Here is a 16426-nt window from a genome sequence, read left to right on the forward strand (position 1 = left end):
ACGCGAAATTAAGATGTTGATTTCGTTACAATTTAGAAAAAAACGAGACAACGGCGCGGAGATGTGCTATACTATTGATGATTTGGGGAAATGAAAGGCTGTTGAGCGGCCGTGCTGTTAAGAACTTGTTAAGAAAAGCGTATTCCGGCTGGAGGATTGCTAATGGATTCCGTATCCCACATTCGTGTTGCACACCTGCTGCTCGATTATGTCGAGCAGACCTGCGGCGTTACCTTTGACCAGAGCGGCTTCGTTTATGGAAACCTGAAGCCGGATTTGACAGGGACCTACCTGACCAAGCGCCATAACCCGTCGATCATGATGGACGAGGTGATGGAAAAAATCCGCGCGTTTACCGAAAAATACACCATCGGTCCGGTGAATGGACATGAGCTTTCGATTGATCTGGGCGAGATATGCCACTTTATGACCGATTTTTTCACCTATCCGCATAACGACGATATCTACGACCGCAACCTGCTGGCGCATTATGTATACGAAAAGCGCGTTGCGCTCGTGATCCGCCGCCGGATGACCGAAGCGAAATTCGAGCAGTGGGCAAGCCCGATTATCCCGCCGGCCTCGGTGGACGCTTTGATCAACCGCATCGGCGCCATGCATGACGAATACCGCGCGGCCGGCCGCCATCATGGGATTGACGACGACCTGATACATATCTGCCGGGCAACCGCAATGGTTGTGCTTTCGATCATCAGCATCGTTTACGAGCAGGTGGATGTACCCGCAACGGTCATCGCCTGATACAGACACTTTTTACACGCTGTTGCGGCAAGCGCCGTCCGGAGAGCCGGACGGCGCTTGTTTTTGCGGCGTGCGTCGGTCGCACTTCTTTTTTCCGGCGGTCCGTGCTATAATAAAGAAAAAACAATGGGAGATACTATGAAAAACGTGACGATTTATACGGACGGGGCCTGCTCCGGCAATCCAGGGCCGGGCGGCTGGGGTGCCATTTTGCGGTACGGGGCGCATGAGAAGGAGCTGTCCGGCTCCGAGCCATCGACTACCAACAACCGCATGGAGCTGCTCGGCGTGATCACCGCGCTGGAAGCGCTTTCCGAGCCCTGCTCGGTCGACCTGTACTCGGACAGCAAATATGTGGTAGATGGCATCACAAAGGGCTGGGCGAAAAGCTGGCGCTCGAAAGGGTGGATCAAGGGAGATAAAAAACCGGCCAAAAATCCGGAGCTGTGGGGACGGCTGCTCGCTCTTCTCGAAAAGCATGAGGTCCGGTTCCATTGGGTGAAAGGACACGCGGATAACCCCTATAACAACCGCTGCGACGAGCTGGCGGTAAGTCAGTACCAGAAATACAAGTGATGGGAGGCCGGTCGGATGGACAGGCTGCGCGGTCTGCGGGGAGGCACCCTGCTGTTTTACTATATGTTCACGCTGTGCGCCGCGGTATACGGCCTGCGGCGGGACCTGACGGCATACAACGCCCTGCTTGCCGCTGCGGCGCTCGCCCTGCCCGCTGTGCCGTTTGCGCTTTATCGGGTCTGCCGGCTGCGGCCGGTGTACCTGCTTGAGATCGTGTTCGACTGGTTCGTGCTGGCGGCGGTGCCGTTTGCGAGCCTGTTCGGCGGGTATGAGTGGATTCCCTGCTGGGATAAGCTGTTGCACTTTTTGTCGGGCTTTCTGTTCGCCGTGTTGGGCATGGTGGTGTATTTTGCGAAAAAGCCAGGCCACGCGCTCGATCGGGCGGATGCGTTCAACGCCTCGCTGTATACCTGGATGTTCGCGGTGCTGAGCGCGGTCTTGTGGGAGATATGGGAATACGCGGTTTCCTTTTCCGGCGCGGACCCGCAGCAGGTCGCGTCCACCGGCGTGGGCGACACGATGCAGGATATGATCGTCTGCGCCGTCGGCGGGCTGCTGACCGCGCGGTCCTGCTGGCGCTACCTGCGGCACAGGGGTGAGGGGCGGCGCAAGGGCCTGATGATGAGCCTGTTTGAAGCCTATTATCGGGAAAATATCCGCAAAATATAGAAAAGACGTCCGAAGGCGAGCGCCTCCGGACGTCTTTTCGTTCTATGGCATGATCCCGATGGGGGCTTAGTCCTTCGGGGTGTTGGCTCTGTTCGAAACCTTGCCGCCATAGGTGCGCAGCAGGTTACGGACATAACCGTTGTTCTGCATAGATGCTTCGCTCATGTTGCTAAGTGCCTTTACAAACTTGTTCATATTGCGGCCTTCTTTCTTTTAAGATTTGCTTATATCATACCTTTTTTCTGGGGGAAAAACAAGAGGCTGATTGTATGAATTATACAAATTAGATAAGAAAGAATTGTGCAATTAATACAAAAATCAGCCCTCGGTGTGAATAACAGAGACCGGACAGCCGCCTGCGGCTTCCTGAGAGTCCGCTTCCTGCGCCGCGGTGTCGGGCTGGTGATAGACCTCTGCCAGACCATCTCCGGCGATGCGGAACACATCGGGACAGGTTGCTTCGCACAGGCCGCAGGAAATGCAGCCGCCGCGGTCGATCGTGACCTGCATAAACAAACACTCCTTTCTCGCACACAGTATGCGCAGAAAGGAGCGGCGTTATGAGTGGTATGTCTTGCGGGGAGAAAACGGGAAAGCTGGAAAAATCAAACAGACGCGCGTCACAGCTCGCGGCACTGGATGGCGGCCAGCGCGTCCTCGGTCGTCCGACTGCCGAGCGGGATGACGCCCATGGCCTCGGCCCGCCGGCCGACCTCGTATTTGTGCAGGTCCACGCCGCCCTCAGCGCACTGACTGATGAGATAGACGCGCGTGCCACTTCGGAGCAGCGACCGCACCGCGTCCTCCAGCCGGCGGGGGATGCCGCCCGCTCCGAACGCCTCGACCACCACCCGGGGATACCTGTGCAGGACGTTGAAAAACGAGGGCGGGAGATCGGGCGTCAGCTTGACGAGCAGAACGTCCGTGTCGATGTCCCGCACGAAGCGCGGCGTGCCGTCGCGCTTCGGCGGGTGCGCCAGCCGCACGCACCCAGCTCTGTCGATTACGCCCGCGAGCGGCGCGCCGACCGAAGTGAATGCGTCCGCTTCGAGCGAATGGCGCTTTGCGGCGTGTGGGCCGTGGATGATCTTTCCGTGCAGCACCGCCAGCACGCCGACGCAGTCCGCCGCCGCGACGCGGCATGCGTCGAGCAGGTTGCGGGGCGCGTCCGAACCCGGCGCGCCCATGGGCAGCATCGAGCCGGTCAGCACCACGGGGCGGTCGATGTTCCGCAGCACATGGTGCAGCAGCGCGGCGGTATAGGAAAGCGTGTCCGTGCCGTGGGCAATGACAAAGCCGTCGTACCGGCCTCGGTTTTCCCAGACCGCCCGCGCCATTTGCATACGGTCCGCGGCGGTCAGGTCGGTGGAGTCCAGCCGCATCAGCTCGCACACCGTGACCGCGCAGACCGTCTCCAGCGCGGGCAGCAGGCGGACAAGCGCCCCGCCGGTCAGGGTCGGGGACAGCCCGTTTGCCGTTTCACGGCACGCGATTGTGCCGCCGGTGGCGATCAAAAGCACCTTTTTCATTGATTGCCCTCCCCGCATCCGCGGTTCACTGGTAGCTGTCCGCAAGGATGCCAATGATCTCCTCGCGGCTGAGCGGACGCGGGTCGGCGCGGAACAGACCGCCCATGGTGGCGGCCGCGTTGTCCGCGATCTTCCCGAAATCCTCCGGCCGGACGCCGTAGCCGGACAGGCGGAGCTGGTGGACGCCGCAGCGCTTCTGCAGGCCAGACAGCGCCGCCAGGAAATCCGCCGCGCCAGTAGCGCCCGTGCGCCCGAGCGCGCGCGCCAGCGCGGCCATCCGTTCGCCGGAAACCTCGGCGAACCGGCTCCAATAGGCGCGCGAAATCATAATCAGGCCCGCGCCGTGCGGCAGCGCGGGATGGAACGCGCTCAGGGCGTGTTCGATCGCATGCTCGCCCGTGCAGCTCGACAGCGTTTCGACAAAGCCGGCCAGCGTGTTGGCGAGCGCGACCTCGGCGCGGGCCTCACGGTCGCCGCCGTCATGCACGGCGGTCGCGAGCGACCGGCCGATCAGCTCGACCGCGCGGAGCGCGAACATGTCGCTCATCGGGCTGGCGGTGCGGGCGATATAGCCCTCGGCCGCGTGGAAGAACGCGTCAAAGCCCTGATAGGCGGTCAGGTGCGGCGGTACGGTCATCATAAAGTCTGGGTCCACGACCGAGATGGCGGGGAAGCACTTTTCGCCGCCCCCGCCGATCTTTTCCTCGCCGTTGGTGATGACCGTGAACGGATCTGCCTCGGTGCCTGTGCCCGCAGTGGTCGGGATGGCGACCACCGGCAAACCGGCGTTGGCGATGCGCTTGCCGCCGCCCGTGCCGCCGTGGACATAGTCCCACCAGTCGCCGTCGTTGGTGGCCATGACAGCGGCCGCCTTGGCCGTGTCGATCGAGGAGCCGCCGCCCAGGCCGACGATGAATGAGATGTGCGCCGCGCGGCAAAGCGCCGCGCACTCTCGCACCCCTTCGATGGTCGGGTTGGGCTGTACCTTGTTGTAAACAGCCGTTTCGTGTCCGGCCTGCCGCAGCACGTCGGCCACACGGTCGACATAGCCGAGCCGTGTGGTCGACGTGCCGCCGGTGATAATCAGGCCGCAGCCCTCCGGCAGGCGCGCTTTGGCGAGCTTGCGCACGGCGCCGTTGCCGAAAAACAGGCGGGTGGGCATATAGAAGCTGAAAATATCCAACGAGAAAACCTCCCTCAAAAAAAGGGGGTCCAACGACCCCCATGCGAATGCTGCTTGCTGTACGTTTTCCGGCTGGGGCCGAAACGCACCCAACAATACAATTATAGCAAATCAGCGGAAGCGTGGGAAGAGGGAAAACGCTGAAAAGGACAAGAATGTTTTGTTTAATATAACCATGAAAAAACATAAAATAATGCTTGACGTTGTGCAAGGTTGATGATATTATAATGTCACAGAAAAGAAAAGGGCAAACACCAAGGGACGTAAAGCAGGGGCTTTACAAAGGGCGAGAACCCATTCTTATTCTGAAGGGTTGGCGTACAAAGCCAAATGATACCGGAGAAAGGGGTGAGTCCAATGGTATCAGAAGAAACATCCTACCAGTTCGCGGGACTCGCCGCGGCGCTGTGACCGAAACGATCAAGGTGATAGCTATTTATAAAAAGAGCGAGTTCCAAATCAAAAAAACGAACCGCCTGAAAAGCGCGATCGGCTTCTGATAGTAAGGAACGGCACCTGTGAGGAAGCTATCCTCGTGAAAATATATCCGTGAAAGCATACTGACGATGTAAGCGGATCGAGGCAGCAGGAAAGTAAGGTTCATGCATGAAAGAACCCTGAAGCAATGCGTTGGCGAATATGAAAATTGATCAGTACGATACCTGTAATCGCCAAAAATAGTGCGCATCCAAGAAAAAAGGCCGATGGGCATACTGATGAGTATGATGCGGCAAAAGCGGACCAGAGCACAGGACAGAGATCATATCAAAGCCTGCTGAAAATGGTTCGGGCATACAGGAATAGAATCGAACGATTGCCCGCCAGGAAGAGACGCATTTCAAAATCTGACTTGATATAGAGTTCCTGAATGTAGTTAAGGTAACAAACCGAAATGTGTTCATTACCCGAAGAACCGCAGCCGGGCGGTTCCCGTGAACGTAGGATGAAAAAGCGGACAGCAAAAAATAAAAAAGGACAGCGGGAAATATCCTGCTGAGAAAAGAGAATCTATGGAGATCTGGAAGTAAAAGGCCTCGTTCGATAGGGACGAGGCCTTTCTTGTTCGCTTTTTCCGAAACGCGGGCGTTACGGATGCGTTTCCCTTGCTTGGCCAATCATCTGGTAAAGCGCGTCGAGCGCGCCGGACAGGGTACCCACCTCGTCGATCAGGCCGAGCGTGACCGCCTGCTTGCCGGAGATGACCGTACCTACGTCCGCAGTGAGCTGTCCGGTCTCGCGCATGAGCTGTTGCAGCCGTTCGGCGGAAATGCGCGAGTGCGTGGTGATGAAATCCACGATGCGCTCCTGAATCTTGGCGAGGTATTCAAAGGCCTGCGGCACGGCGATAATGGTGCCGTTCATGCGCACCGGATGGATGGTCATGGCGGCGGAGGCAGCAATAAAGCTCTTTTTCGCAGCCACGGCGAGCGGTACGCCGATCGAATGGCCGCCGCCCAGCACAAGCGAGACCGTCGGCTTGGTCATGCCCGCGATCAGTTCGGCGATCGCCAGGCCGGCTTCCACATCGCCGCCCACGGTGTTGAGCAGGATCAGCATGCCGTCGATCTCCTCCGCCTGCTCTACCGCAGTGATCTGCGGGATCAGATGCTCGTATTTTGTGGTTTTGTTCTGCGCGGGCAGCTCCATATGCCCTTCGATCTGGCCTACGATCGTGATGCAGTGGACCGTGCCGCGCGAGGTTTTAGCCGTGATCGAGCCGGTCTCCATAATATTATTTTCTTCCGGCGCCTGGATGGATGGGTGTTCCTCCGCCATATCGCTCCTCCTTTTTGATATAAAAATCCCTACGGTAGAGTATGCTTCGCGGTGGTGGTTTTCATGCGCGGCCCGCGCGGAGCAGGGAAATATTACAGACTGTAAACAGCGGATCCGGTAGAACAGGCAGCTTTTACAAGTAAATACCGGAAGTTATCCACTTTGTACACAGAGTTATCCCCAATGCATGGTGGAAAGCTTTGTGTATAAAGTGGATTTCGTCCGCCGGAAAGGGCGTGCTGCGGCACAGAGTTTCATTATGGAAACATGTCTTGCTGTTTGCGTGGAAATTTGCTACAATATAAATGAATATCCGCAAATTCGCGGTAATAATGGAGTGAGTATGGTAATGAGCAATCCTATCGTTACGATTGAAATGGAACAGGGCGGTATCATCCGCGCGGAGCTATATCCCGAGGTCGCGCCGAATACGGTGCGCAATTTTATTTCGCTGATCCAGAAGGGCTTTTATGACGGAACGATCTTCCATCGCGTTATTCCGGGCTTTATGATCCAGGGCGGCGATCCGGAAGGCACCGGAATGGGCGGCCCGGGCTATGAAATCCGCGGCGAATTCACCGCCAACGGCTTCCAGAACGACCTGAACCACACGCGCGGCGTGCTGTCCATGGCGCGCACCGCGGTGCCGGATTCCGCGGGCAGCCAGTTCTTCATCATGACCGAGGATTCGCCGCATCTGGACGGCCAGTACGCCTCTTTCGGCATGGTGACCGAGGGCATGGATGTGGTCGACGGGATCGTGAACGCCCCGCGCGACTGGCACGACCGTCCGCGCCAGGAGCAGCGCATGCGCAAGGTGACCGTCGATACGCTGGGCGTGGCGTACGAGGCGCCTGAAACCCTGTAAACGGAAAGAAGGGGAATGGTATTGTATTATACCAACAAAGAGATTTTCGTCCTTTCCGCGGTCGGCTGTATGGATACCGAGCCGGATGGGCTGGAGTCCATCCTGGCAGGGAATGAGGAGGGCGCAAAAGGCTGCTGTCTGTCGGTTGATATGACCGCGGACGGTATCGCGGTGCTGTCGTCAGACGGGTACTGCGTGGCGAACGACGGAACGCGGTTGAGCATCACGGATTACAGCTACGCGGAGCTGCACCAGGCGGCACCGCAGCTTGTCCCCGCCGGACAGGCGATCGAGCTGGCGCGCACCTGCCGGGCAAAAATCGCGATCACGGTACATAACCAGACGCTTCTGCCGCAGCTCCGCATCACCCTGCGCCATTCCGAATGGCTGGACAATACGATCTTTGTCGGCCTGGGCCTGGTGGAGGCGGCGCGCATCGCAGTCGCTAACCCTGACCTGCACATCATGGGCGAGCTGCCCGCGCTGCCGGACAATATAGACGCGCTGGTGCGCGCGGCGCAGACGACCGGCCTGTTCGGCCTGCGCGCGGCGGCGGGCGACCTGACGCCGGCGCTGCTCTCGGCCTGCCGGAGGGCGGGGCTGTTCACCATGAGCCTGCCGACAAATGACGAGCGCACGCTGGCAGGGCTGATCCGCAGCGGCGTCAACTTTATTGAAACGGCGCGGCCGGATATTACGTCCATGCTGCTGCCGGCGGGCGAGGCGGAGCCGCACCAGATCCCGCTAATGCGGTTTTGATCCCTGTTTGTTGATAAAACCCCCGGAAAAGCTGTTCCGGGGGTTTGTTTCGTTTTTATTATGTCTGATTTCCCACCGCCCGATGTAAGACGCATTTGGCAAGCAGGACGGCTGCCGCAAGGACTAGGGCGCTGATGGTGAGCCAAAGCGGTATCGGCGTTTGGAGCTGTGTCCTGCAATATACCGAGCACAGCAGGAACAGCAGGCCAATGGCTTCGAGCAGTCTGGACAGAAATCGGTCTGCCTGCTTGAGATGGCTGCGCTTGTCTGCCCGTGTGTGCTTTGCCATCCCGAGGATGTCAGTCAGCACCTCTGCGGCCTCGGTGTGGCGGACAGTCTCGGCGGGGATTCGCCGTCCCTGCATCAGCTCCAGCACGCTGACGTCCAGCGCCGCCGCAAGCGGTTCGATGAGGCTGATATCCGGCAGGCCCGCGCCCCGTTCCCACTTGCTGACCGCTTTATCAGTCACATGCAGCCTGGCCGCCAGCTCTGCCTGTGTCATGTTCCGCTCCCGACGTACCGCGGCGATAAAAACGCCTGTTTTTATTGCATCCATTGCTATATCCTCCTTTTGGGGAAAAGTATACCGTATCAGACAGCCTGGTGCAACCGACGCAAAGTTGAGGCAGTATTAGCGGCGTTCTACGGTGCGTCGATGCGTTGTTGAGCGGTAAAATGCGGGGGAGAGGCTTTCCCTTATCTATCTTTTGTGTTATAATAAAACGGTATATATCCATTTATCCCGATATTTGAAAGGAGCCGCGGCTGTGGCTGACATTTCCGTACAAAATCTCACCAAATATTACGGCGACCGCCTCATCCTACAGGATATTTCCTTTGATATCCAGCCAGGGGAAAAGGTCGCCATTCTGGGCGCGAACGGCGCGGGCAAGACCACCCTGCTTAACATCCTCACCGGCCGCCTGCCCTATGACGGGGGGCATGTTTCGCTTGGCGCGGGCAAGAACGCGGGCGTGATCGACCAGATGCCGGATTTCCCGCCGGAATCCACGGTCGAGGATGTGCTGCGCCTGGCTTTCCGCGAATCCGACGAGGTCGCCGCCGCGATGGACGCGCTGACCGATGAGATGGCCCGCAAGCCGGAAGACGCCTCGCTGCTCAAACGCTACGCCCAGCTTGAAACCCGTCTGGAGCTCCTCGGCGGCTACAACCGTGATTTTGAGATCGACCGTGTGTGCAACGGCCTGGAAATCCCCGCAGCCATGCGCGCGCAGCCGTTCGCGTTGCTCTCGGGCGGCGAAAAGACGCGCATCAACCTGGCGCGCATCATCCTGGAGCAGACCGACATTCTGCTGCTGGACGAGCCGACCAACCATCTGGACATGGACGCGGTCGATTGGCTGGGCAGTTACCTCGAGTCCTATCGCGGCACGGTGATGATTATTTCGCACGACCGCTGGTTCATTGACCAGTGCTGCGACCGTGTGATCGAGATTCACGACTGCACCTGCGAGTTCTACAACGGCAACTACTCCTATTACGCGGTCGAGCGCGAACGCCGCCGCGAGGAACAGCTCAAGCATCACGAGCACGAGCTGGCCGAGAAAAAACGGCTGGAAGCGGTCGCCCGCATCATGCACGAGCACGGCACCGAGCATTTGGCCAAGCGCGCCGCCTCAATCGAAAAGCGCATCGCGCGCATGACCGTAACCGACCGCCCGAAAAAGGACAAAAAGCTGACCGTCACCTTCGGCGACCCGAACTACGAGACCGAAGAAGTGTTAAAGGTTCGGGATATTACAAAGAGTTATGAAGGGCGTGAAATATTACACGGTATCAGCTTCAACATCCGCAACCGCGAGAAAGTCGCCCTGCTGGGCGCAAACGGCGCGGGCAAGACCACCCTGCTCAGGATCCTGCTGGGGGAGGAAACGCCGGACGAGGGTACGATCCGCAAGGGCGTGGGCCTGAAGCCTGCCTATCTGCCACAGCAGGTGCATTTCGCCAACCCGCACCGCAACCTGATCGACACGCTGATCTATGACAAGAACGTGTCCATGCAGGTCGCGCGCAACCGGCTGGGCTCGTTCCAGTTCACGGGCGAAACGCAGATGAAAACGGTCGATATGCTGTCCGGCGGCGAAAAAAGCCGCCTGCGCCTGTGCGAGCTGATGTACGACCCCCTGAATTTCCTCATTCTGGACGAGCCGACCAACCACCTCGACCTTGCCAGCCGCGAGTGGATCGAAGAGGCGGTGGAGGCGTTCGACGGCACGCTGCTGTTCGTCTCGCACGACCGGTACTTCGTCGAGCGGTTCGCCACCCGCGTGCTGTATCTGGAAAACGGGCGGCTGACCGACTTCATCGGCTCGTATTCCGACTTTTTGAAATTCCGTGAACGGGGCGAGCTGCCCGAGGCGCCTGCCTCCCCGCCGGCCCCCAGGCGGAAAAAGCCCGATGCGCCGACGCTGGACGACGTACCCCGTCCGCCGGAAAAACCCAAGCGCACCGGCGGCACCAAAAACCTGCAAAAGCAGCTCAGCGCGCTCGAACGTGAAATTTCCCAGCTCGAGCTGCAGTCGGCCGAGTTGGAGCAGCAGATGATCGACGCGTCCTCGGACTCGGCGCGGCTACTCGAACTGATGACCAAAAAGGAGCAATGCGACGAGTCGCTCGCCGCGAAAATGGACGAATGGGAGGCCGTGGCCGCCGAGCTGGAGGAGCTGCAGCAATGAGCGAACGGAAGATCTGGCTCGCGCTGGCGGCGGTGTTCGCTGCGGGCGGCGTGGTGCAGCTACCCTGGGCGCCCTCGCGGTTCGGCGGCGTGTTTTTCCTTACGCTGGCCGCCGGCTGCGCGGGCGAATGGCTGATGCTGCGCCTGCGGGAGCGGCACAGGGTATGCCGCGTGCTGTCCGTTGTGGGACGTGTGCTGTTCGGCTTGTTCGTAGTATCGTTCGTCGCGGTGCAGGGCGTCATCCTGCACGGGATGCGCGCCGATCCGGAAGCCGGAGACGCGGATTACCTGCTGGTGCTGGGCGCGCGGGTGTATGAGGACGGCCGTCCGTCCGCGGCGCTGGCCGCACGGCTGGATACGGCGTATGATTTCCTGCAGACGCACCCCGAGGCTACCGCCATCCTGTGCGGCGGGCAGGGGAGCAACGAGCCGTGTCCGGAGGCGGAGGCGATGTATGATTACCTGACCGCCAGAGGCATGAACGCGGACCGTCTGCTGCTCGAGGACGAATCCAACAATACGATACAGAACATTGAAAACGCCCGTGCCCTGATCGGGGACGGACACAGGACCGCGGTGGTGACGAGCGATTACCACCTTGCACGCGCCCGCGTGCTGATGGTGCGCGGTGGGTTGGACGCGGCCGGCATCCCTGCGCCGACGCCTTATCCGGCGCAGCGCGTGGCGGTGCATTGTCGGGAGTATTGCTCCATCCTGGGGCTGATGCTCACCGGCAGGTGGCAGGGCGGCACGGGAAAGGATATACCGGCCGCGTAAGGCGGCGGAATCGGAAAGGAACCTGTTATGTTTGACAAACTGAACGCTCTTGCGCAGCGCATGGACGAGCTGGAGGCCCGTCTCGCCGAGCCGGGCCTGTATGACGACCCCAGCCGCGCGGCCAAGCTCCTCAAGGAGCGCAACGAGCTGGAACCGATCATCCAGACGTTCCGCGCCTGCCAAAAGGCACGGCGGGCGCAGGAGGACGCGCTGGATATGCTGTCCGATCCGGATATGAAGGAACTGGCGCAGGAGGAGCTGCAGCAGGCCAAGGCTGATATCGCGCGGCTGGAGGACGAGCTGAAGCTCCTGCTCCTGCCCAAGGACCCGAATGACGACAAGAACATTTTTGTCGAGATCCGCGGCGGCGCGGGCGGCGAGGAAAGCGCTCTGTTCGCCGCCGACCTGTACCGCATGTACACCATGTACGCGGATAAGCGCGGCTGGCAGACCGAGGTGATGAGCGCGTCCGAAACCGAGCTGGGCGGCTATAAGGAGATCGTGTTCCGCGTGGCGGGCGATAAGGTGTATTCCCGCCTGAAATTTGAGAGCGGCGTACACCGCGTCCAGCGCGTGCCGGAAACCGAGTCGCAGGGCCGCGTACACACTTCGACCACCACGGTGGCCGTGCTGCCCGAGGCCGAGGAGGTGGATTTTTACATCGACCCCAAGGACCTGCGCATCGACACGTTCCGGTCATCCGGCGCAGGCGGCCAGCATATCAATAAAACATCCTCGGCCATCCGCGTGACCCATATCCCGACGAACACGGTGGTCGAATGTCAGGACGAGCGCAGCCAGCACAAGAACAAGGATAAGGCGCTGCGCGTGCTGCGCGCCCGTCTGTACGAAGCCGAGGAGGAAAAGCAGAAGGCCGCGATCGCCGCGGACCGCAGAAGCCAGGTCGGCACGGGCGACCGTTCGGAGCGCATCCGCACCTATAACTTTCCGGAAAACCGTGTGTCCGACCACCGCATCAAGCTGACGCTCTACAAGCTCGACCAATTCCTGAACGGGGATATGGACGAGATACTCGACGCCCTGATCGCCGCCGACACGGCTGAAAAGCTCAAGGCGCAGGGCGAAGCATGATCCCTGGAAAGGAGAATCCCAATGAACGAAATTTCTGCCCTTTGGCAGTCCGCGCCATGGCTGGTGGTGGGCGGCGCGCTGGTGCTGATCAACATTGTGCTGCTGCTCCTGAAGCTGACCCGCAAGCTGATCTTTCTGGCGGCCGGTGCGCTGCTGATCGCGGTCGGCATCTATACGGGCGTGATTGACGCGCCCGTCGGCCTGCTGGCGCTGCCGTTTTTCGCGATTTAACAGCGCGGTTACAAATCTCCGCTTTGCCGCTGCTATAATGAGGGCAGGAGAGATCGCTATGGGACTTGGCGCTGTATTCCGGCCTTGGGCTGACGCTGCTCGGCATCCTGGTGTTTCTGGCGGGGAGTATCCTGCTGTTCGCGGGCGTGCTGCTGCTGGGCGGGGGCGTTTGGCAGGCGAACGGCTTTTTCGGCCTTGGCCTCGGCGTGCCGCGCGATTTTACCGCGGAAAACTGGGCGAAGACCGCGCCGGACTATACCGACTCGCCGGAGCTGCTGGCCTACATCATTGACATGCCGTTTGACGAGTCCACCCTGGATATTTACCTGCAAAATGGTCGCGTCACAGGAACGGACCGCACACTGGAGCATTAAATTTCCCACTGATGGAAGTGTAATTGATGAAAACAAGCATACTTTCCCCACAATTTGATAAAGATGCCATAAGGATCGCCGCAGACCTGATTCGGCGGGGTGAAGTGGTGGGGATGCCCACGGAAACCGTGTACGGGCTGGCGGCAAACGCCCTGAATGGGGAAGCGGTGGCGAAAATCTTCCGCGCCAAGGGACGGCCGCAAGATAATCCGCTGATCGTCCACATCGCGGATTTTAATCAGATTTCCGATTTGTGTCCCGCGGTGCCGCCGCAGGCAGTGGCGCTGGCCGAAGCGTTCTGGCCCGGGCCGCTGACCATGATCGTACCCAAAGGGAGCTGCATTCCAAACGAGGTATCGTGCGGGCTGGACACGGTGGGTATCCGTCTTCCGTCGCACCCGCTGGCGCGCGCGCTCATCCGTGCGGCGGGCGTGCCGCTGGCCGCCCCCTCCGCAAACACCTCCGGCCGCCCCTCGACCACTACGGCGGCACACGTCCTGTGCGATTTGGACGGCAAGATCGCTGCGATTTTGGATGGCGGGCCGTGCGGCGTGGGCGTGGAATCCACGGTCGTCACCCTCGCGCTGGACAAGCCGCGCCTGCTGCGGCCGGGCGGCGTGACGCTCGAACAGCTCCGCGCCGTGCTGGGCGAGGTCGAGGTCGACCGCGCGCTGTATGAGAAGATAGGGGATGAGGTCAGGGTGTCCGCGCCCGGCATGAAATACCGCCACTATGCCCCGAAAGCGCCGGTAACGGTTGTGCGGGGCGACCCACAACACACGGCGCAGTATATTAAAGAGCATATCAGCGGCCCCACTGGTGTGCTGTGCTTTGATGAATACAGGGAGTGCTTCCCTACCTGCGTGGTGGAGTGCTTCGGCTCCCAAGCCGACCTCGCGGCGCAGGCGCGCGAGGTGTTCGACCGCTTGCGGGCGTTCGACGAAACCGACGTCCGGCAGATCTGGGCGCAGTGTCCGTCTGACGAGGGGCTGGGGTTGGCGGTAGCAAACCGCATTAAAAAGGCGGCGGGTTTCGCGGTGATCGAGCTTTGAGTGGGGTGCATATCCAGCCAGGGGGTGTGGGATAATGAAAATCATAGGCTTGACCGGCGGCAGCGGCACGGGCAAAGGCACGGTCGCCGCGCGGATGCGCGAACAGGGCGCGGGCTGGGTGGACGCGGACGCGGTCTACCGCCGCCTGTGTGCGGAAAACCGCGAGATGCTCGCGGCGCTGGACGCGGCGTTCGGCGGCGTGCTGGATGGAACCGGCGCGCTCGACCGCCCGAAGCTGGCGCGGCTCGTATTTTCCGATCCCGACCGGCTGCGCGAGCTGAACCGTATCACGAACCCCTATATCCGCGCCGCGTCGCGCGCGGCCATACAGGCGCAGGCCGCCTGCCCGATCGTGTTGTACGACGCGCCGACCCTGTTTGAGGCGGGCGCGGACGATCTGTGCGAAAAGACGGTCGGCGTGCTGGCGGATACCGAAACGCGTGTGCGGCGCGTGATGGCCCGCGACGGCATTTCCGAGCAGGCCGCGCGCGCGCGCATCCTTGCCCAGCCGGACGATGGCTTTTACCGCGCCCGCTGCGACCATATCTTGGAAAACAACGGCGACCTCGCCGCGCTCTGGCGGGAAACCGATGCTTTATATACCATTTTGAGCAAAGGAGAACGAAAATGACCTCTGAACAGCTTTTTTATGACAAGAAAACCGGCTTCGACCGGCTGACCGGCAGCGACAAAAAGAACATCCAGTCCTATGCCGGGGACTACAAGAAATTTCTGGACGAAGCCAAGACCGAGCGCGACGCGGTCAAGGAAATGGTTCGTCTGGCGGAGGCCAAGGGTTTCCGCGCATGGACGCGGGATGATACCGTCAAGCCTGGCGACAAGCTCTACCAGGTCAACCGTCACAAAGGGATCACGCTGGCCGTGATCGGCAAAAAGAGCCTCAAGGAGGGCGTGCGTCTGACCGCTGCCCATCTGGACGCGCCGCGTGTGGATATCCGCACTGTGCCGCTGTACGAGGACGGCGGCATGGCCTTTTTCAAGACCCACTATTACGGCGGCATCAAAAAGTACCAGTGGACCGCCATTCCGCTCGAGCTGCGCGGCGTGGTGTGCGTTTGCCACAACGGGCAAATGAAAACAGTCGAGGTGCGCATCGGCGACAAGCCGGAGGACCCCAGGTTCGTCATCACCGATCTGCTGCCCCATCTGGCCTCTGAGCAGATGACCAAAAAGGCGACCGAGGTTGTTAAAGGCGAGGGCCTGAACGTGCTGGTCGGCTCGGTGCCGAGCGAGACCGTGGACGAGAAATGCGGCGAGAAGATCAAACTTGCGGTCATGGAATACCTGAATAAGCAGTACGGCATGGTGGAAGCGGACTTCCTCTCCGCCGAGCTGTGCTGCGTGCCTGCTTTCCCCGCATGCGACATTGGCTTTGACCGTTCGTTTGTCGGCGCTTACGGCCACGACGACCGCGTGTGCTCCTACACCGCAGCGACCGCGCTGCTCGATCTCAAAACCACGCCCGCGCACACCTGCGTCTGCCTGCTGGTGGACAAGGAGGAAACCGGCTCGGACGGTGTAACCGGCATGCAGTCGCGCGCGTTCGATACTTTCATGGCCGACCTGTGCCGCGCGCAGGGCGCGCTGGTGGAGGAATGCTATGAAAACTCGGTGTGCCTGTCCGCAGACGTATGCAACGCCTTTGACCCCAACTTCCCTGAGGTGTCTGAAAAGCGCAACGATGCCCGCGCCAACTGCGGCTTTGCGCTGGTCAAATATACGGGCGCGCGCGGCAAGTCCGGCACGTCGGACGCGACCGCCGAGCTGATGGCGCGCATCCGCTGCATTTTTGACAAGGCGGGCGTGGTCTGGCAGACAGGCCAGCTCGGTAAGGTCGATCAGGGCGGCGGCGGCACAGTGGCGATGTACCTGGCCAACCGCAACATCGATACGGTGGACGCGGGCGTACCCGTGCTTTCCATGCACGCGCCGTTCGAGGTGATCGCCAAGCTCGACCTGTATATGGCCTACAAGGGCTTCGGGGCGTTCTATAAGGACTGAGACGGAAAACGCACAAGACGGCGGCCGGATACCGGCCGCCGTCTTTATTACACCTCTGTTA

At 60.3% G+C, this 16426-nt stretch carries 19 protein-coding genes; 13 read left to right on the top strand and 6 right to left on the bottom strand.

The window, feature by feature from the left end; genetic code table 11:
* Positions 1-162 precede the first annotated feature (162 nt).
* From H8S45_RS11105 to H8S45_RS11115, 3 genes are all read left to right on the top strand, one after another.
* Complete coding sequence (locus tag H8S45_RS11105; protein ID WP_054328022.1) at positions 163-762, top strand: zinc dependent phospholipase C family protein; 600 nt, start codon at positions 163-165, stop codon at positions 760-762.
* 138 nt (positions 763-900) lie between these two features.
* The gene (gene rnhA, locus H8S45_RS11110; protein WP_054328040.1) at positions 901-1338 is read left to right on the top strand and encodes a ribonuclease HI; all 438 of its coding nucleotides are present in this window, start codon (positions 901-903) and stop codon (positions 1336-1338) included.
* A 15-nt stretch (positions 1339-1353) separates the two neighbouring features.
* Positions 1354-2007 (top strand): hypothetical protein, encoded by a 654-nt coding sequence (locus tag H8S45_RS11115; RefSeq protein ID WP_107631296.1) that lies wholly within the window; start codon positions 1354-1356, stop codon positions 2005-2007.
* A 66-nt stretch (positions 2008-2073) separates the two neighbouring features.
* Here the strand turns inward: H8S45_RS11115 and H8S45_RS16595 are convergent, their stop codons facing one another.
* The 5 genes from H8S45_RS16595 to H8S45_RS11135 all read right to left on the bottom strand — a co-directional run bounded on the left by H8S45_RS16595 (position 2074) and on the right by H8S45_RS11135 (position 6495).
* A complete protein-coding gene (locus tag H8S45_RS16595) occupies positions 2074-2202 on the bottom strand; it encodes a hypothetical protein (RefSeq protein WP_256435208.1) in 129 nt (42 codons plus the stop codon).
* A gap of 123 nt (positions 2203-2325) precedes the next feature.
* Positions 2326-2517 (bottom strand): ferredoxin, encoded by a 192-nt coding sequence (locus H8S45_RS11120; protein ID WP_054328020.1) that lies wholly within the window; start codon positions 2515-2517, stop codon positions 2326-2328.
* A gap of 110 nt (positions 2518-2627) precedes the next feature.
* Positions 2628-3536 (bottom strand): asparaginase, encoded by a 909-nt coding sequence (locus H8S45_RS11125; RefSeq protein WP_186950096.1) that lies wholly within the window; start codon positions 3534-3536, stop codon positions 2628-2630.
* 25 nt (positions 3537-3561) lie between these two features.
* Complete coding sequence (locus tag H8S45_RS11130; protein ID WP_186950115.1) at positions 3562-4698, bottom strand: iron-containing alcohol dehydrogenase; 1137 nt, start codon at positions 4696-4698, stop codon at positions 3562-3564.
* Between the two features lie 1107 nt (positions 4699-5805).
* Positions 5806-6495, bottom strand: coding sequence for a ClpP family protease (locus H8S45_RS11135; protein ID WP_054328017.1), 690 nt, complete (start codon positions 6493-6495; stop codon positions 5806-5808).
* Positions 6496-6844: 349 nt separating this feature from the next.
* Between H8S45_RS11135 and H8S45_RS11140 the strand changes: the two genes are divergently transcribed.
* Both H8S45_RS11140 and H8S45_RS11145 read left to right on the top strand, forming a co-directional pair.
* Positions 6845-7363: a peptidylprolyl isomerase gene (locus H8S45_RS11140; protein ID WP_054328039.1), complete on the top strand. Its 519-nt coding sequence runs from the start codon at positions 6845-6847 to the stop codon at positions 7361-7363.
* Positions 7364-7378: 15 nt separating this feature from the next.
* Positions 7379-8122, top strand: coding sequence for a hypothetical protein (locus tag H8S45_RS11145; protein WP_107631292.1), 744 nt, complete (start codon positions 7379-7381; stop codon positions 8120-8122).
* A 58-nt stretch (positions 8123-8180) separates the two neighbouring features.
* Here the strand turns inward: H8S45_RS11145 and H8S45_RS11150 are convergent, their stop codons facing one another.
* Complete coding sequence (locus H8S45_RS11150; RefSeq protein WP_107631291.1) at positions 8181-8678, bottom strand: helix-turn-helix domain-containing protein; 498 nt, start codon at positions 8676-8678, stop codon at positions 8181-8183.
* 211 nt (positions 8679-8889) lie between these two features.
* On the opposite strand from H8S45_RS11150, the gene H8S45_RS11155 reads away from it, so the two are divergent.
* The 8 genes from H8S45_RS11155 (at position 8890) to H8S45_RS11190 (ending at position 16365) form a co-directional block, all read left to right on the top strand.
* Positions 8890-10818 (top strand): ABC-F family ATP-binding cassette domain-containing protein, encoded by a 1929-nt coding sequence (locus H8S45_RS11155; protein ID WP_186950098.1) that lies wholly within the window; start codon positions 8890-8892, stop codon positions 10816-10818.
* Positions 10815-11594, top strand: a complete 780-nt coding sequence (locus tag H8S45_RS11160; protein ID WP_186950100.1) for a YdcF family protein — start codon at positions 10815-10817, stop codon at positions 11592-11594. The genes H8S45_RS11155 and H8S45_RS11160 overlap by 4 nt, the downstream gene beginning before the upstream one ends.
* Before the next feature lie 27 nt (positions 11595-11621).
* Positions 11622-12686, top strand: coding sequence for a peptide chain release factor 1 (gene prfA, locus H8S45_RS11165; RefSeq protein WP_186950103.1), 1065 nt, complete (start codon positions 11622-11624; stop codon positions 12684-12686).
* A gap of 21 nt (positions 12687-12707) precedes the next feature.
* Positions 12708-12917 (top strand): hypothetical protein, encoded by a 210-nt coding sequence (locus tag H8S45_RS11170; RefSeq protein WP_054328011.1) that lies wholly within the window; start codon positions 12708-12710, stop codon positions 12915-12917.
* Positions 12918-12982: 65 nt separating this feature from the next.
* Complete coding sequence (locus H8S45_RS11175) at positions 12983-13291, top strand: hypothetical protein (RefSeq protein ID WP_054328010.1); 309 nt, start codon at positions 12983-12985, stop codon at positions 13289-13291.
* A 26-nt stretch (positions 13292-13317) separates the two neighbouring features.
* The gene (locus H8S45_RS11180) at positions 13318-14343 is read left to right on the top strand and encodes an L-threonylcarbamoyladenylate synthase (RefSeq protein ID WP_054328009.1); all 1026 of its coding nucleotides are present in this window, start codon (positions 13318-13320) and stop codon (positions 14341-14343) included.
* 34 nt (positions 14344-14377) lie between these two features.
* The gene (coaE, locus tag H8S45_RS11185; protein WP_054328008.1) at positions 14378-14974 is read left to right on the top strand and encodes a dephospho-CoA kinase; all 597 of its coding nucleotides are present in this window, start codon (positions 14378-14380) and stop codon (positions 14972-14974) included.
* The gene (locus tag H8S45_RS11190; protein WP_147574262.1) at positions 14971-16365 is read left to right on the top strand and encodes an aminopeptidase; all 1395 of its coding nucleotides are present in this window, start codon (positions 14971-14973) and stop codon (positions 16363-16365) included. The genes coaE and H8S45_RS11190 overlap by 4 nt, the downstream gene beginning before the upstream one ends.
* Positions 16366-16426 lie beyond the last annotated feature (61 nt).

It is taken from the genome of Agathobaculum faecis (assembly GCF_014287995.1).
In the GTDB taxonomy this organism is placed as follows: domain Bacteria; phylum Bacillota; class Clostridia; order Oscillospirales; family Butyricicoccaceae; genus Agathobaculum; species Agathobaculum ammoniilyticum.

Bases quoted from the DNA above. Each gene is read 5' to 3' on its own strand.
- H8S45_RS11105 (WP_054328022.1), top strand. From the start codon at position 163: ATGGATTCCGTATCCCACATTCGTGTTGCACACCTGCTGCTCGATTAT.
- rnhA (WP_054328040.1), top strand. From the start codon at position 901: ATGAAAAACGTGACGATTTATACGGACGGGGCCTGCTCCGGCAATCCA.
- H8S45_RS11115 (WP_107631296.1), top strand. From the start codon at position 1,354: ATGGACAGGCTGCGCGGTCTGCGGGGAGGCACCCTGCTGTTTTACTAT.
- H8S45_RS16595 (WP_256435208.1), bottom strand. From the start codon at position 2,202: ATGAACAAGTTTGTAAAGGCACTTAGCAACATGAGCGAAGCATCTATG.
- H8S45_RS11120 (WP_054328020.1), bottom strand. From the start codon at position 2,517: ATGCAGGTCACGATCGACCGCGGCGGCTGCATTTCCTGCGGCCTGTGC.
- H8S45_RS11125 (WP_186950096.1), bottom strand. From the start codon at position 3,536: ATGAAAAAGGTGCTTTTGATCGCCACCGGCGGCACAATCGCGTGCCGT.
- H8S45_RS11130 (WP_186950115.1), bottom strand. From the start codon at position 4,698: ATGCCCACCCGCCTGTTTTTCGGCAACGGCGCCGTGCGCAAGCTCGCC.
- H8S45_RS11135 (WP_054328017.1), bottom strand. From the start codon at position 6,495: ATGGCGGAGGAACACCCATCCATCCAGGCGCCGGAAGAAAATAATATT.
- H8S45_RS11140 (WP_054328039.1), top strand. From the start codon at position 6,845: ATGAGCAATCCTATCGTTACGATTGAAATGGAACAGGGCGGTATCATC.
- H8S45_RS11145 (WP_107631292.1), top strand. From the start codon at position 7,379: ATGGTATTGTATTATACCAACAAAGAGATTTTCGTCCTTTCCGCGGTC.
- H8S45_RS11150 (WP_107631291.1), bottom strand. From the start codon at position 8,678: ATGGATGCAATAAAAACAGGCGTTTTTATCGCCGCGGTACGTCGGGAG.
- H8S45_RS11160 (WP_186950100.1), top strand. From the start codon at position 10,815: ATGAGCGAACGGAAGATCTGGCTCGCGCTGGCGGCGGTGTTCGCTGCG.
- prfA (WP_186950103.1), top strand. From the start codon at position 11,622: ATGTTTGACAAACTGAACGCTCTTGCGCAGCGCATGGACGAGCTGGAG.
- H8S45_RS11170 (WP_054328011.1), top strand. From the start codon at position 12,708: ATGAACGAAATTTCTGCCCTTTGGCAGTCCGCGCCATGGCTGGTGGTG.
- H8S45_RS11180 (WP_054328009.1), top strand. From the start codon at position 13,318: ATGAAAACAAGCATACTTTCCCCACAATTTGATAAAGATGCCATAAGG.
- coaE (WP_054328008.1), top strand. From the start codon at position 14,378: ATGAAAATCATAGGCTTGACCGGCGGCAGCGGCACGGGCAAAGGCACG.
- H8S45_RS11190 (WP_147574262.1), top strand. From the start codon at position 14,971: ATGACCTCTGAACAGCTTTTTTATGACAAGAAAACCGGCTTCGACCGG.